Origin of the sequence: Oryzobacter telluris, from assembly GCF_043099285.1 — a bacterium.
Lineage (GTDB): Bacteria > Actinomycetota > Actinomycetes > Actinomycetales > Dermatophilaceae > Oryzobacter > Oryzobacter telluris.
Genome location: NZ_CP170723.1, coordinates 3,580,635 through 3,593,900, shown reverse-complemented (window position 1 = coordinate 3,593,900; position 13,266 = coordinate 3,580,635). Strand labels below are relative to the sequence as shown.

The window sequence follows — 13,266 nt, the reverse complement described above, 5'->3', positions numbered from 1 at the left end:
CATGCGGATCGTCGACTGCCTCGACAAGGGCGCCTCGCTCGCCCCTGACGCCCCGTGCCTGACGACCGAGGGCGTCTCGCTGTCGTACGCGCAGGTGCAGGCGCACTCGCACCGGGTCGCCGCGGCCCTCGTGGCCTCGGGGGTCGAGCCCGGCGACAGCGTGGCGATCCTGTCGGCGAACGACCCCGTGGCGTTCGGCTCGGTGTTCGGGATCAGCCGGGCCGGCGCCGTGTGGTGCCCGGTGAACCCCCGCAACGAGGCCGCCGAGAACCGCGAGCTGCTCGACCTCTTCGACTGCCGCGTGCTGCTCTTCCAGCACTCGTTCACGCCGCTGGTCGAGCGGATCCGGGCCGACCTGCCGGGCATCCACACATGGGTCTGCCTCGACGGTGACGTCGACGGCGCCCTGGGCTGGGAGGAGTTCCTCGCCCGGGGCGCGGACGGCGAGCCCGTCGACCGCGCCGCCGTCGACGACCTCGCGATGATCGTCGGCACCGGCGGCACCACCGGCCGCCCCAAGGGCGTCATGCTCACCGGCACCAACCTCGAGACGATGACGGCCCTGACCCTCATGGGCTACCCGTTCGACGGCCCGCCGGTCTACCTCGCCCTGGCCCCGCTCACCCACGCCGCCGGGGTGCTCTGCTTCCCGGTGCTCTGCCTGGGCGGCGAGGTCGTCATCATGCGCGCGCCGGACGTCGGCGGCTTCCTCTCGCTCGTCGAGCGGCACCGGGTCACGCACACCTTCCTGCCGCCCACGCTCATCTACATGGTGCTCGGGCACGCGGCCCTCGACACCACGGACCTGACCTCGTTGCAGTGCTTCTGGTACGGCGCGGCGCCGATGTCGACGACCCGGCTCGAGGAGGCGCTGCACCGCATCGGGCCCGTCATGGCCCAGCTCTTCGGGCAGACCGAGGCGCCGATGATGGTCTCGATGATGCCGCCCGCCGACCACTTCCGCGCCGACGGGTCGGTGGCGGTCGAGCGCCTGTCGTCGGCCGGGCGGCCGGCGCCGCTGGTCACCGTCGCGATCATGGACACCGAGGGTGGCCTGGTGCCGCGCGGGGAGCGGGGCGAGATCGTCCTGCGGTCCTCGCTCGTCATGCCCGGGTACTACAAGAACCCCGAGGCCACGGCCGAGGCGTCGCGCTTCGGCTGGCACCACACCGGCGACATCGGCTTCCTCGACGACGACGGTTTCCTCTTCATCGTCGACCGCGCCAAGGACATGATCATCTCCGGCGGGTTCAACGTGTACTCGGCCGAGGTCGAGCAGGCCCTGATGCAGCACCCGGACGTGCAGGAGTGCGCGGTCATCGGGCTGCCCGACGACACGTGGGGCGAGCGCGTGGAGGCCGTGGTGCAGCCGATGCCGGGGCGCACCATTGACCCGGCCGAGGTCATCGCGTTCGTGCGAGAGCGGATCGGGGGCGTGAAGACCCCCAAGGCCGTGCACGTGTGGCCCGACCTCCCCCGCTCGAAGGTGGGCAAGGTCCTCAAGAACGAGATCAAGGCCGAGATCAGGAGTGCGCTCGCCGGCCTCGCCGACCCGCCCGCATCCTCCTGACGACACCGCCCCTGACCGCGATTCCAGAGGACACACCGACGACGGCCCGACCCCGGTGCGGGGTCGGGCCGTCGTCGATGCGGCTGGGTGCCGGGTGGGGTCGGCCTCAGCCGGCCTCGACCGCCGGCAGGATCTCCTCCTTGAGCACGCGCAGGTCGGCCAGCGTCTTCGCGACCGGGACGTCCTGGAAGGGGGGCCAGATGAGCGGCATGTTCAGCCCGGCCTCCTGGAGGCGCTTGAGGTTGTCGGTGATCTGCTGCTTGCTGCCGACCATGATGTTGCTGCCCTTGCCCATCGGCGTCTGGTCGCTGTCGCCGTCGGTGATGACGAACCAGTACATCGAGCACATGTCGAGGGTGTCGAGCTTGTCGGCGGCGCCGAGCTTGTCGAGCTCCTCGCGGATGGGGCCGCGCCAGCTGGCGAGCTCCTCGGGGGTGTCCTGGATGCCGATCCAGCCGTCGAGGTCGTACTTGGCGATGCGGTTGGCCGAGCGCTTGGGGTCGCGCAGCCCGCTGAAGTAGATCGGCGGCCGCGGCTGCTGGAGCGGCTTGGCGCCGAAGCCGCAGAGGTCGAAGTCGGCGAACTCGCCGTGGTACTCGAAGAGCTCGTTGCTCCAGATCCCCTGCATGATCTCGATGGTCTCGCGCACGTGCGTGTGCCGCTTGGGGAAGATGTGCGCGGCGCTCGCGGCGGCGAACTCCTCCGGCATCCACCCGGACCCGAGGCCGACGTTGAGGCGCCCCCCGGACAGGTGGTCGACCGTGGCGAGCTCGGCGGCCAGGACGCCCGGCGAACGGTACGGGGTGTCGATGATGCTCATGCCGATGCGGACCTTCGAGGTCTTCGCGGCGAGCCACGGGATGAGCGGCCACCCCTGGAGCCACTCGCCGCGCGCCGACACCGGCAGCTGCTTGGGGAACCCCTCGATCATCCCGAAGGAGTACTGGAGCTCTCCGCGGTCCGACGCCTCGGGGACGACGATGCGGTCGAGGGTCCAGACGGAGTCGAAGTCGAGCTCCTCGGCGAGCGCCGTGAGGTCCTCGAGCTCCTTGACCGTGACCTTGTCGCGGAAGTTGGGCAGGTAGAGGGCGAGCTTCATGGTGGACGGGCCTTCCTGACGTCGTTGTCAACAGAGGTGAACCGGCGTCGGGCGGCCCGCACCACCTCAGTCAGCCCGACGGGTCGAATCTAACCCGAGGACAGGCCCGTTGGGAATGGTCGGAGCGCAGGTCAGCGGCCGGGTGCGTCCTCGCGGGCGAGGAGGTCGCGCAGCTCGCGCTTGAGGACCTTGCCGTAGTTGTTCGTCGGGAGGGCGTCGACGACGCGGTAGTCCTTGGGCCGCTTGTAGCGGGCGATGCGGTCCAGGCAGGTGCGGTCGAGCTCGTCGGTCGGCGGGGCCGCGGACGGGTCCGTGGCGACGACGAACGCGACCACCGACTCGCCCCACTGCGGGTCCGGTCGGCCCACCACCGCCGCGGCGCGCACGCCCGGGTGGTGGAGGAGCGCCTCCTCCACCTCGCGGGGGTAGATGTTCATGCCGCCGCTGATGATGAGGTCCTTCGAGCGGTCGCGCAGGGTGAGGTAGCCCTCGTCGTCGACGCTGCCCATGTCGCCGGTGTGGAGCCACCCACCGCGCAGGGTCTCGGCGGTCGCGTCGGGCTCGTTCCAGTAGCCGGCCATGACGACGCCACCGCGCACGACGACCTCCCCGACCTCGCCGGTCGGCAGGGGCCGGTCGTCTTCGTCGACGACGCGCACCTCGACGTCGGTGCGGGGGAAGCCGACGCTCTGCACCCGCTCGCGCCAGCGCGGGTGGTCGCGGTCGGCGTGGTCGGCGGCAGAGAGCGCGGTGATCGTCATCGGGGTCTCGCCCTGCCCGTAGATCTGGGCGAGGCGCGGACCGAAGGCGTCGAGGGCGTCCTCGAGGTCGGCGAGGTACATCGGCGCTCCGCCGTAGATGACGGTCTTGAGGTGGGCGGGCGCGACGGCGGCGACGGCGGGGTCGGCGGCGAGCCGCTTGACCATCGTGGGCGCGGCGAAGAACGACGTGCCGGGCCACCGCTGGAGGAGCGCGGCGATCTCGTCGCCGTCGACGCCACCGGACTCGGGCAGGACGCTCGTCGCGCCGCGGGCGACGTGGGGGAGGCCGTACAGGCCCGACCCGTGCGACAGCGGGGCGGCGTGGAGGATGGCGTCGAGCGGGCTCACGGGGTCGATGTCGGCGAAGTAGCTGAGCGAGGCCATGAGCAGGTTGTTCGCGGTGAGGGTGGCGCCCTTGGGTCGGCCCGTCGTGCCGCTCGTGTAGAACAGCCAGGCCGGGTCGTGGGGGCCGAGGTCGGTGAGGGCGACGGCGGGGGCCGAGGCGAGCCGCGCCCACCGCTCGCCCGGCGCCACGACGACCTCCCGCAGCGACGCGACGCGGCCGCGCAGGGACTCGACGTCCTGCGCGTGGTCCTCGTCGGTGACCGCGACACTCGTGCCGCTGTGCTCGAGGATGTAGGCGAACTCGTCGCGGTGGAGGCGGGCGTTGACCGGCACGGCGACGAGGCCGGCGTGCCACGTGGCGTAGAGGGCCTCGAGGTACTCGGGGCGGTTGCGCATGACGATGGCGACGCGGTCGCCCGGCTGGAGCCCGAGGTCGCGGCGCAGCCCGCCGGCGAGGGAGGCCGTGCGCGCCGCCCAGGCACCCCACGTGGCGTGGACCCGCTCGCCCTCGGCCAGGGCCGTCCGGTCCCGGTGGCGGCGCCCGTGGCGCTCCACCCACACGGCCGGGTTCATCGGGCCTCCCTCGGGCGTCGGCGGTGACGGCGGGTCGCGACGCGGGTCGCGGACCGGCTCATCGTAGGTCGGGGCCGGGCCGCGGGGAAGGCGTCGAACGTTCCCGCGCGACGACCGCGGGGTGCGGTGGCCGCCCTACGATGCGCGGATGAGGCTCACCCCGGAGGACGCCCGCGCCCGGTTGGCCGCGGCCGACCACGGCGTGCTGTCGACGCTGCACCCCGAGCGCGGGGTCGACGCCGTTCCGTGCGCCTTCGCCCTCGACGGCGACCTCGTCGGGTTCGGCGTCGACACGGTCAAGCCCAAGGCCTCCACCCGGCTGCGCCGCACCCGCAACCTCGACCACGACCCCCGGGCCTCCCTGCTCGTGGAGTGCTGGGACCGTGACGACTGGTCACGGCTGTGGTGGGTTCGCGCCACGCTCCGGTACGAGGCCGAGCCTCCTGCCGGCAGCGCGGAGCGGCTGTCGGGGCTGCTCGCACGGCGGTACCCGCAGTACGCGGACGAGCCCTTCGCGGAGGTCGTCGTCCTGCGGGTGGTCGGGCTCACCGGGTGGGCGGCCACGGACCCCGCCGAGGACTGAGCAGGTTCTCGGCCGGGCGCTGTTAGGTCAGCGCTGCGTCGGCGCGAACGCGTCGAGGACGTGGTCGGCGTGGTCGAGGGCCGCCGCCGGGTCGACGTCCGGCCCGCCGACCCGTGGCGAGAGGTTGAGGTCGAGGAACACCTCGGTGGCGCCCTGCGCGCCGAGGGCGGCGACGTCGTCGAGGACCTGCTCGCGCGTGCCGTGGAACGGGCGCCGCGACGGACCGGGGTCGGTGACCACGAGCTCGGGGACGGCCCGCACGAGGATGCGCAGGGCGTCGGGGTCCCAACCGGCCTCGCGGGCGCCGTCTCGCACCGTCTCGACGTCGCGGGCCAGCTGCGCGTGGTCGTGCGTGCTGCTGCCGATCCACCCCCCGGTGAGGCGGCCCGCCCGGCGCAGCGCCGCGGGGGCCGTGCCGCCGAGGAGGACCGGAGGGTGCGGCTGCTGCACCGGCCGCGGCGCCACGTGCGATCGCGGCACGGTGTAGAACTCGCCGTCGAACGCCACCGGGTCCTGCGTCCAGAGCGCCTCGAGGCAGTGGAGGTACTCCTCCATCCGGGCGCCGCGCCGCTCGAACGGGATTCCGGCGGCGACGTACTCCTCGCGCATCCAGCCGATGCCCAGGCCGACCGTGAGGCGGCCGCCCGAGACGACGTCGAGGGAGGCCATCGTCTTCGCGAGCTGGGCGGGGTGCGTGAACGGGGCGCAGACGGTCGCGGTGCCCAGACCGATGCGGTCGGTGTGGCCGGCCGCGAGGGCCAGCGCCACGACCGGGTCGAGGACGCTGGCGTGGCCGGGGGAGAGGTCGGCGCCGACCGGGCGCAGGAGGCGCTGGAAGGTCCACAGCGCCGCGTAGCCGAGGTCCTCGGCACGGCGGGCGACGTGGCCGATGCCCTCGCGCGACGCCCAGCGGCCCGACACCGGCAGGCCGAACCCCAGCAGCGGCAGGTCTCCGGTCACGACGGCCACTCTGGCAGGTCTGCCCCGACGAGGAGAGGGCCGGAGCGAACCGACTCCGTCGGTGTGCTCCGGCCCTCTCACGAGTCGGGGTGACAGGATTTGAACCTGCGGCCTCGTCGTCCCGAACGACGCGCGCTACCAAGCTGCGCCACACCCCGTGGCTCGTCACCGAGGCCTGGGGCCGCAGCGACACCCGAGGATAGCCGACCACCCCCGGCGCCCCGAAATCGGTTCGGCCCGCGGCCGCCGGCGGCCCGGAGCGGCCCCACAGGGCGCCTCGGCGCAGGCCTCAGGCGTCGCGGGCGAGGAGGGTGAGGAGGGTCGCCTCGGGGCGGCAGGCGAACCGCACGGGCGCGTACGGGGAGGTGCCGAGCCCGGCCGAGACGTGGAGGTACGCGGCGCCGTCCGGGGCCTGCGAGGACCGTGCCGCCCCACCGTCGCGACCCGCGCGGCCGGCACCGGGCCACCAGCGCGAGACGCCCTTGGCGCGGCGGGTGTCGAGGTCGCAGTTGGTGACCAGCGCGCCCCACAGCGGGACCGCGAGCTGCCCGCCGTGCGTGTGGCCGGCGAGGACGAGCCCGGCGCCGTCGGCGACCATGGCGTCGAGGACGCGCTGGTACGGGGCGTGGACCAGGCCCATCGTCAGGGCGACGTCGGTCGCCGCGGGCCCGGCGACCTCGTCGTAGCGGTCGAACTGCACGTGCGGGTCGTTGACGCCGACGAGCTCGACGCGGTGGTCGCCCATCGTCACGGTGGTGCGGGCGTTGTCGAGGTCGTGCCAGCCGCCGGCGCGCAGGCCGTCGACGAGGTCCCGGACGGGCAGCTCGATGCGGTGGTGCTTGACCTCGGCGTGCGAGCGGGTGAGGTAGCGCCCGGGGTTCTTCGGGACCGGTCCGAAGTAGTCGTTCGACCCGAGGACGAAGGCGCCGGGGCGCTCCATCAGGGGCTCCATGGCGCGCAGCAGCGGCGGGACGGCGTCGACGTGGGCGAGGTTGTCGCCGGAGTTGACGACGAAGTCGGGCTCGAGCGCGGCGAGCTCGCGGACCCAGGCGATCTTCTTCGCCTGGCCGGGCGTGAGGTGCAGGTCGGAGACCTGGAGGACGCGCACCGGGGCCGAGCCGGGGGGCAGCACCGGCACGGCGAAGCGGCGCAGGGTGAACCAGGTGCGCTCGACGAGGGAGGCGTACGCGACCCCCGCGACCCCGGCGCCGACGACGCCCGCGGCGGTGCGCAGGGCGGTGCGGATGACGGGGTCCATCCGTCCATCATCACAAAGCCGGAGGTCATCGACCCAATCGCGACCCACCCCCGCCCCATCCGTCGCGTGTGCTGAGCCGGCTGCCCCGGCGACCACCTGAGCACTCGCCGCGAGGAGGAGCCGGGAAACGCGGTGGACCACGGGTGGGAGACTGGGGGCATGACCGACACGAGCCTCAAGGCGCGCCTCCAGCACGACCTCCACGACGCGATGCGGGCCAAGGACAAGCTGCGCTCCGGCACGCTGCGCATGGTCCTCACCTCCATCACCAACGCCGAGGTGGCCGGTGACGAGGCGCGTGAGCTCGACGACGACGAGGTCCTCAAGGTCGTCGCCAAGGAGGCCAAGAAGCGCAAGGAGGCCGCCACGGCCTTCCGCGACGCCCGGCGCCCCGAGCTCGCCGACACCGAGGACGCCGAGCTCGCCGTCCTCGAGGGCTACCTGCCCGCGCAGCTGGGCGATGACGACCTGCGCGCCATCGTCGAGCGGGCCATCGCCACCAGCGGCGCCACCGGGATGGCGCAGATGGGCCTGGTGATGAAGGCCGCCCAGGGCGAGGTCGCCGGCCGCGCCGACGGGGGCCGCGTGGCCGCCATCGTCAAGCAGGTGCTCTCCGGCGGCTGAGGGTCGTCGAGGCGGCTGAGCGCCGGCGACGCGCACGACGTGACGAGGGCCCGGGGCGTGTGCCCCGGGCCCTCGTGCGTCACGGTTTTCCTGGTTTCGGCGGTTTCTCCTGCTTGCCGGGAGGCGTCGGTTGCTGCTGTTGCGGCTGCGGGTCGGGCTGGTAGTACGCCACCCCCGTGGAGATCAGCAGCCCGACGTCGGAGCCCTTGAGCGCCGACCCGGCGGGGGTCGTCGCCGCCACGGTGCCGGCGGGCAGCGAGCTGTTGATCTTGCCCTCGACGTGGCTCTTGAAGCCGGCCTCGGCGAGCAGCGACGCGGCCTTGGAGGCGCTGCGGCCGATGACGTTGGGCAGGCCGTCGAGCGACCCGGCCCGGATGGCGGCCGACGGGGCCGGGAAGTCCTTGACCGGCAGGCCCTCGGACGCCGCCCGCATGATCTTGGCCCACACCGGCGCCGACACGGTGCCACCGAAGACCTGGCTGATGCAGCCGTACTCACCGAAGCACTTGCCGTTGAGCGAGTACATCTTCCCGTTCTTGCTCGCCGGCCGCAGGTTGCCCAGCCACACCGCGGTGGCCAGCTGCTTGGTGTAGCCGACGAACCAGCCCTGGTTGTGTCCCTCGGTGGTTCCGGTCTTGCCGGCGGCCGGGCGGATGGCGTTGCTCCAGACGCCCTTCGCGGTACCGGAGTCGAGGGTGCCCTTGAGCAGGTAGGTGACGCCGTCGGCGACGTCCTGGGAGATGACCTGCTTGCACTGCGGGCCCGGGACCTTGACCTCCTTCTTGTCGGAGGTCGTGATCGAGGTGACCGGGTTCGGCTCGCAGTACTTGCCGCTGGCCGCGAGCGTGGCGTACGCGTTGGCCAGGCTCATCATGTTCGTGGTGCCCGAGCCGAGGGTGATGTCGGAGGCGTGCGGGTCGATCGGCTTCCCGTCGCCCTTGTGCAGGCCCATCTTCGTCATGACGTCGCGCACGTCGCAGGGGCCGACGTCGATGACGAGCTGCGCCGCCCAGGTGTTGATCGACTTGCTGATGCCCTCGCCGAGGGTCATCATCTTGCCGCCGCTGGGGTAGTCGTTCTTGACCGACCAGAACGGCCGGCTGGCGCCGCACTTGGACTTGAAGAGCGACTCCTGCTTGAACTCGTAGCCCTTCTTGCCGGTGGCGAACGGCACCTTGATGGTGCCCTCGAGGGGCATGCCCTTCTCGAGCGCCGCCACCACGCCGAAGGTCTTGGCCGTGGAGCCGAACTGGTAGCCCAGCGGGCCGCCGCCGTACACCTGGTCGACGTTGACGTTGGTCTGGTACCTGCCGAAGTCGGTGGCCTGGGCCATGGCCAGGACCTTGCCGGTGCCGGGCTCGATGATGGTCGCGCCCGCCCCGAGGTTCTGCTTGTTGTTGACCGGGACGGCCTTGGTGATCTCGCGCTGGGCGGCCTTCTGCATCGCGGGCTTCAGGGTGGTGCGGATGGTGAGGCCGCCCTGGTTGATCGCCTTGATGCGGTCGGCGGGGGTCTTGCCCAGCACGGCCATCTGCGGCGACTTCTGGAGCCACTCCAGGACGTAGGTGCAGAAGTACGGCTGGGTGGAGCGGTGGCACACGCCCTTGGCCGGCTTCTTGTGGATCATCTTCTTGACGTCGAGCTTCTTCGCGGCGGCGACGTCCTTGGCCGAGGCCAGGCCGAGCGCCTGCATCCGGTCGAGGACGATGTTGCGGCGGGTCTGCGCGGCCTTGGGGTTGATCACCGGGTTGTACGCGGTGGGCTGCTGCACGACCCCGGCCATGAGCGCGGCCTGCGCGAGGGTGAGCTTGCTGGCGCTGACGCCGAAGTAGTTCAGCGCGGCGGCCTCGACCCCGTAGGCCTGGTCGCCGTAGTAGACGAGGTTGAGGTAGCCCTCGAGGATCTGGTCCTTGGTGAAGTTCTCCTCGACGTTGAGCGCGTACTTCAGCTCCTGCAGCTTGCGCGAGTACGACTTCTGGACCGCGGCGGCCGCGGCCTCCTTGTCGCCCTTGCGCAGCGCGTTCTCCTGGAGGGTGATCTTCACGTACTGCTGGGTCAGCGTGGACGCGCCCTGCACGTCGCCGCCCTGGAGGTTGGAGAGCATCGCCCGGCTGAAACCGCGGACGTCGAGGCCGCCGTGCTCGTAGAAGCGCGAGTCCTCGATGGCGATCTGCGCGTTCTGCATCGTCTTGCTGATCTTCTTCAGCGGGACGATGATGCGGTTCTCGTCGTACGGGTTGGCGATGAGCTTGCCGTCGGCGTCGAGGATGCGGCTCTGCTGGGCCAGCGGGGAGACGGTGAAGTCGCTCGGCAGGTCGTTGAAGAAGTTGACACCACCCTTGGCCGCCTGGCCGGTGGCCCCGATCGCGGGGATGGCGAGCCCGGCCATGAGCAGGCCGGCCACCGTGCTGAGCACGACGAAGCCGAGGAGCAGCCTGAGCACGGCGGAGACATTGTGGGCGCGTCCGTCCATGCCGATCAGGGTAACCCGCGAACCTGACGGTGCCCGGCCGCCGTGCAGGGCCCTGTGGCGGGGTCTCACGACGCGCAGGGGCGTGGATTCCGCAGCTCCGACGTCCCCCGACCCGTGGCGAGCCGGTGGTGGAAGGGTCAACCGTTCGGCTGGGGGCTCAACCGTTCGGCCAGCGGCGGAGGTCGGTTCGACCGATACCCCCGGAGGTTGCGGAATCCGTACCGTTTCAGCAGGTCGCCCGCCCTTCGGGGCAGGAGGCAGTCAACACCCGCAGGGGCCCCGGAAAGAGGTGGACATGAGCATCGCTCCCGCAGCAGCAGCCACGGACCAGTGGATCACCGACTGGGCGCCGTTCGGTCGTTGCGCCGGCACTGACCCCGACGCACTCTTCGTCCAGGGCAAGGCCCAGCGCGCCGCGAAGGCCGTCTGCAAGGGCTGCCCGGTCGTCGCCGAGTGCCTGGCCGACGCCCTCGACAACCGCACCGAGTTCGGTGTGTGGGGTGGCATGACCGAGCGTGAGCGCCGCGCCCTCCTGCGCCGCCGCCCGGACGTCCGCTCCTGGACCGAGCTCCTCACCCAGGCCAAGGTCGGCGTCACCCAGGGCGCCATCGCCTAGACCCCCCAGACTCCCGGAGGGGCCGACCACCCCCTGCAGCCACGCGTGGCAACCCCCTGCAGCCACGCTTGGCCGGTCGGTCCCTCCGGGGAACCACCTCGAGAAGGGCCCGGACCGTCACCAGACGGTCCGGGCCCTTCTCCGTGTGATCCGCCTGCTCCCGGGGTGGCCGGCTGGCGGGTGCGGCGCCGGGCTCAGTCGGCCGCGAGCGCGGCCCCGACGCGGCGCAGCCCGTCGAGGTCGTGGATGTCCGTGGCGCTCGCCGGGACCGTGGCCATGGGCACCCCCGGGTGCCCGGCCACGAAGCGGGCCACGTGGCCCTGGTGGCGGGTGGCGACGTCGGCGAGGTCGGCGTGCAGCCGCAGCAGGGCGGGGGTGAGCCCCGCCATCGCGGCGGCCCCGGCGGCCCCGGCGGGCGCGTCGTCGTCGGCGTCCTCGAGCTGCTCGGCGGCGGCCGAGGCCCGGCTGCCGGACAGCGCCGGCGCGGCCAGGCGCTGCATCCGGTTGACGACGACGCCGGCGAGCGGCATCCCCTCGCTGCCGAGCCGGTCGACGAAGTACGCGGCCTCGCGCAGCGCGTCGCGCTCGGGGGCGGCGACGACGACGAAGGCGGTGGCGTCCTCCTTGAGGAGGGCGTAGGTGACGTCGGCGCGCTCGCGGAACCCGCCGAACATCGTGTCGAGCGCGGCGACGAAGGTCTGGACGTCGGAGAGCAGCTGGCCGCCGAGCACCTTGTTCAGGGCCGCCGCCGTGACCGTGGCGCCCACGCTGAACACCTTGAGGTAGGCGCGCCCGCCGGCCCGCGCCGGCGCGGTGAGCAGCCGGATGAAGCGGCCGTCGAGGAAGGAGCCGAGCCGCTTGGGGGCGTCGAGGAAGTCCAGCGCCGAGCGGGAGGGCGGGGTGTCGACGATGACGAGGTCCCACGTGCCCTCGCGCTCGGCCTCGGCGCGCAGCTGGCCCAGCTTCTCCATCGCCATGTACTCCTGGGTGCCCGCGAACGAGCTGGAGACGGCCTGGTAGAAGGGGTTGGCGAGGATCTGGGCGGCCTTCTCGGGGGTGGAGTGCGACTCGACGACCTCGTCGAAGGTCCGCTTCATGTCGAGCATCATCGCGTCGAGCGAGCCACCGTCGCGGCCCACACCCTCGACCGGCCGGGGCACGTTGTCGAGCTCGGTGAGGCCCAGGCTCTGGGCCAGACGGCGCGCGGGGTCGATGGTGAGCACGACGACGCGGCGCCCGGACTCGGCCGCGCGGACCCCCAGGGCGGCCGCGGTCGTCGTCTTCCCGACACCACCGGATCCGCAGCACACGATGATGCCGGTGCCCGGGTCGGCGAGCAGGGCGTCGACGTCGAGCGGGGTGGGAGCGGGGGCCGCGGCGCGCGCCATCAGCGCACGCCCTGCGCGGCGAGCTCATCGGCGAGGACCGCGATGCCGCCGTCCTCGATGCCCGTCGCGAGCGCCGGGAGCGTGACCACGGCCAGCCCGAGCGCGGTGACGTCGTCCTCGAGGGAGTGCTCGAGGGCCACCCGCTCGGCGTGGTCACGGGCCTGGGTGAGGAGTCCGGTGACGGTCCGGCCGCTGGCGCGGACCCCGGCGGCGGCGAGGTCGTCGCGCACCCGACCCTCGACGGCTGCGGAATCCGTCGTCGCGGGGTCGAGGAGGGCGTCGTCGACCACGGGTTCGCGGACCTGGTTGACGACGACGGCGCCGAGGCCGAAGCCCTCGGCGGTCAGCTCGGCCACGGCGTCGGCGGTCTCCTGCACGGGCATCTCCTCGAGGAGGGTGACGACGTGGACCACGCTCTGGCGGTCGCGCAGCATCCGGGTGATCGACTCGGCCTGGCTGTGGATGGGCCCGACCCGTGCGAGGTCGGCGACCTGGACGTTGACCGCGAGGAAGCGGGTGATCCGGCCGGTGGGCGGGGCGTCGAGGACGACCGCGTCCCAGACCTTGCGGCCCTGCCCCCGCTTCGGCCCGGTCGTACGGCCCACGGCCTCGTAGACCTTGCCGGTGAGCAGGACGTCGCGGACGCCGGGGGCGACGGTCGTCGCGAAGTCGACGACGCCCATCCGCTCGAGCGCCCCGCCGGCGCGGCCGAGCTTGTAGAACGTCTGGAGGTACTCCAGGAGCGCGGGCTTGGCCTCGACCGACAGGCCCCACAGCTCGCCGCCGTCGGCGTGGGCGACGAGGCGGACCTCCTCGGCGCCGAGCGGGGGGACGTCGAAGGTCTGGCTGATGCCCTGGCGCCCCTCGACCTCGACGAGGAGCACCTTCTTCCCCTGCCGGGACAGCGCGAGGGCGAGGGCGGCGGCCACGGTCGTCTTGCCGACGCCGCCCTTGCCCGTGACGACGTGCAGGCGCACGCCGTCCAGGACGCGGGGGAGCGGGGGGTTGGCCACGCG

11 protein-coding genes and 1 tRNA gene are annotated in these 13,266 nt (G+C 72.7%); 4 read left to right on the top strand and 8 right to left on the bottom strand.

What is annotated here, in order from left to right:
* Position 1 precedes the first annotated feature (1 nt).
* Complete coding sequence (locus ACFLFB_RS16775; RefSeq protein WP_392543306.1) at positions 2-1,570, top strand: long-chain fatty acid--CoA ligase; 1,569 nt, start codon at positions 2-4, stop codon at positions 1,568-1,570.
* A 106-nt stretch (positions 1,571-1,676) separates the two neighbouring features.
* Here ACFLFB_RS16775 and ACFLFB_RS16770 read toward each other — a convergent pair whose 3' ends face one another.
* Complete coding sequence (locus tag ACFLFB_RS16770; protein ID WP_392543305.1) at positions 1,677-2,669, bottom strand: LLM class flavin-dependent oxidoreductase; 993 nt, start codon at positions 2,667-2,669, stop codon at positions 1,677-1,679.
* A 131-nt stretch (positions 2,670-2,800) separates the two neighbouring features.
* A complete protein-coding gene (locus ACFLFB_RS16765; RefSeq protein ID WP_392543304.1) occupies positions 2,801-4,348 on the bottom strand; it encodes an AMP-binding protein in 1,548 nt (515 codons plus the stop codon).
* Positions 4,349-4,496: 148 nt separating this feature from the next.
* Between ACFLFB_RS16765 and ACFLFB_RS16760 the strand changes: the two genes are divergently transcribed.
* Positions 4,497-4,931 (top strand): pyridoxamine 5'-phosphate oxidase family protein, encoded by a 435-nt coding sequence (locus ACFLFB_RS16760; protein WP_392543303.1) that lies wholly within the window; start codon positions 4,497-4,499, stop codon positions 4,929-4,931.
* Positions 4,932-4,958: 27 nt separating this feature from the next.
* On the opposite strand, the gene ACFLFB_RS16755 is transcribed toward ACFLFB_RS16760, so the two are convergent.
* The 3 genes from ACFLFB_RS16755 to ACFLFB_RS16745 form a co-directional block, all read right to left on the bottom strand.
* On the bottom strand, positions 4,959-5,891 hold the full coding sequence (locus tag ACFLFB_RS16755) for a TIGR03619 family F420-dependent LLM class oxidoreductase (RefSeq protein ID WP_392543302.1): 933 nt from the start codon (positions 5,889-5,891) through the stop codon (positions 4,959-4,961).
* 84 nt (positions 5,892-5,975) lie between these two features.
* Positions 5,976-6,049 (bottom strand) — tRNA-Pro (locus ACFLFB_RS16750).
* Between the two features lie 131 nt (positions 6,050-6,180).
* Complete coding sequence (locus ACFLFB_RS16745) at positions 6,181-7,149, bottom strand: metallophosphoesterase (RefSeq protein WP_392543301.1); 969 nt, start codon at positions 7,147-7,149, stop codon at positions 6,181-6,183.
* Positions 7,150-7,308: 159 nt separating this feature from the next.
* Here ACFLFB_RS16745 and ACFLFB_RS16740 point away from each other — a divergent pair, with 159 nt between their 5' ends.
* Positions 7,309-7,773: a GatB/YqeY domain-containing protein gene (locus ACFLFB_RS16740; RefSeq protein ID WP_392543300.1), complete on the top strand. Its 465-nt coding sequence runs from the start codon at positions 7,309-7,311 to the stop codon at positions 7,771-7,773.
* Positions 7,774-7,852: 79 nt separating this feature from the next.
* Here ACFLFB_RS16740 and ACFLFB_RS16735 read toward each other — a convergent pair whose 3' ends face one another.
* Complete coding sequence (locus tag ACFLFB_RS16735; protein WP_392543299.1) at positions 7,853-10,246, bottom strand: transglycosylase domain-containing protein; 2,394 nt, start codon at positions 10,244-10,246, stop codon at positions 7,853-7,855.
* Between the two features lie 295 nt (positions 10,247-10,541).
* Here ACFLFB_RS16735 and ACFLFB_RS16730 point away from each other — a divergent pair, with 295 nt between their 5' ends.
* Entirely contained in the window at positions 10,542-10,862 is a 321-nt protein-coding gene (locus tag ACFLFB_RS16730) for a WhiB family transcriptional regulator (RefSeq protein ID WP_392543298.1), read from the top strand.
* 194 nt (positions 10,863-11,056) lie between these two features.
* Here ACFLFB_RS16730 and ACFLFB_RS16725 read toward each other — a convergent pair whose 3' ends face one another.
* Together ACFLFB_RS16725 and ACFLFB_RS16720 are read right to left on the bottom strand one after the other, a co-directional pair.
* Positions 11,057-12,250, bottom strand: a complete 1,194-nt coding sequence (locus ACFLFB_RS16725; protein ID WP_392543297.1) for an ArsA family ATPase — start codon at positions 12,248-12,250, stop codon at positions 11,057-11,059.
* Positions 12,250-13,263 (bottom strand): ArsA-related P-loop ATPase, encoded by a 1,014-nt coding sequence (locus tag ACFLFB_RS16720; protein ID WP_392543296.1) that lies wholly within the window; start codon positions 13,261-13,263, stop codon positions 12,250-12,252. The genes ACFLFB_RS16725 and ACFLFB_RS16720 overlap by 1 nt, the downstream gene beginning before the upstream one ends.
* Positions 13,264-13,266 lie beyond the last annotated feature (3 nt).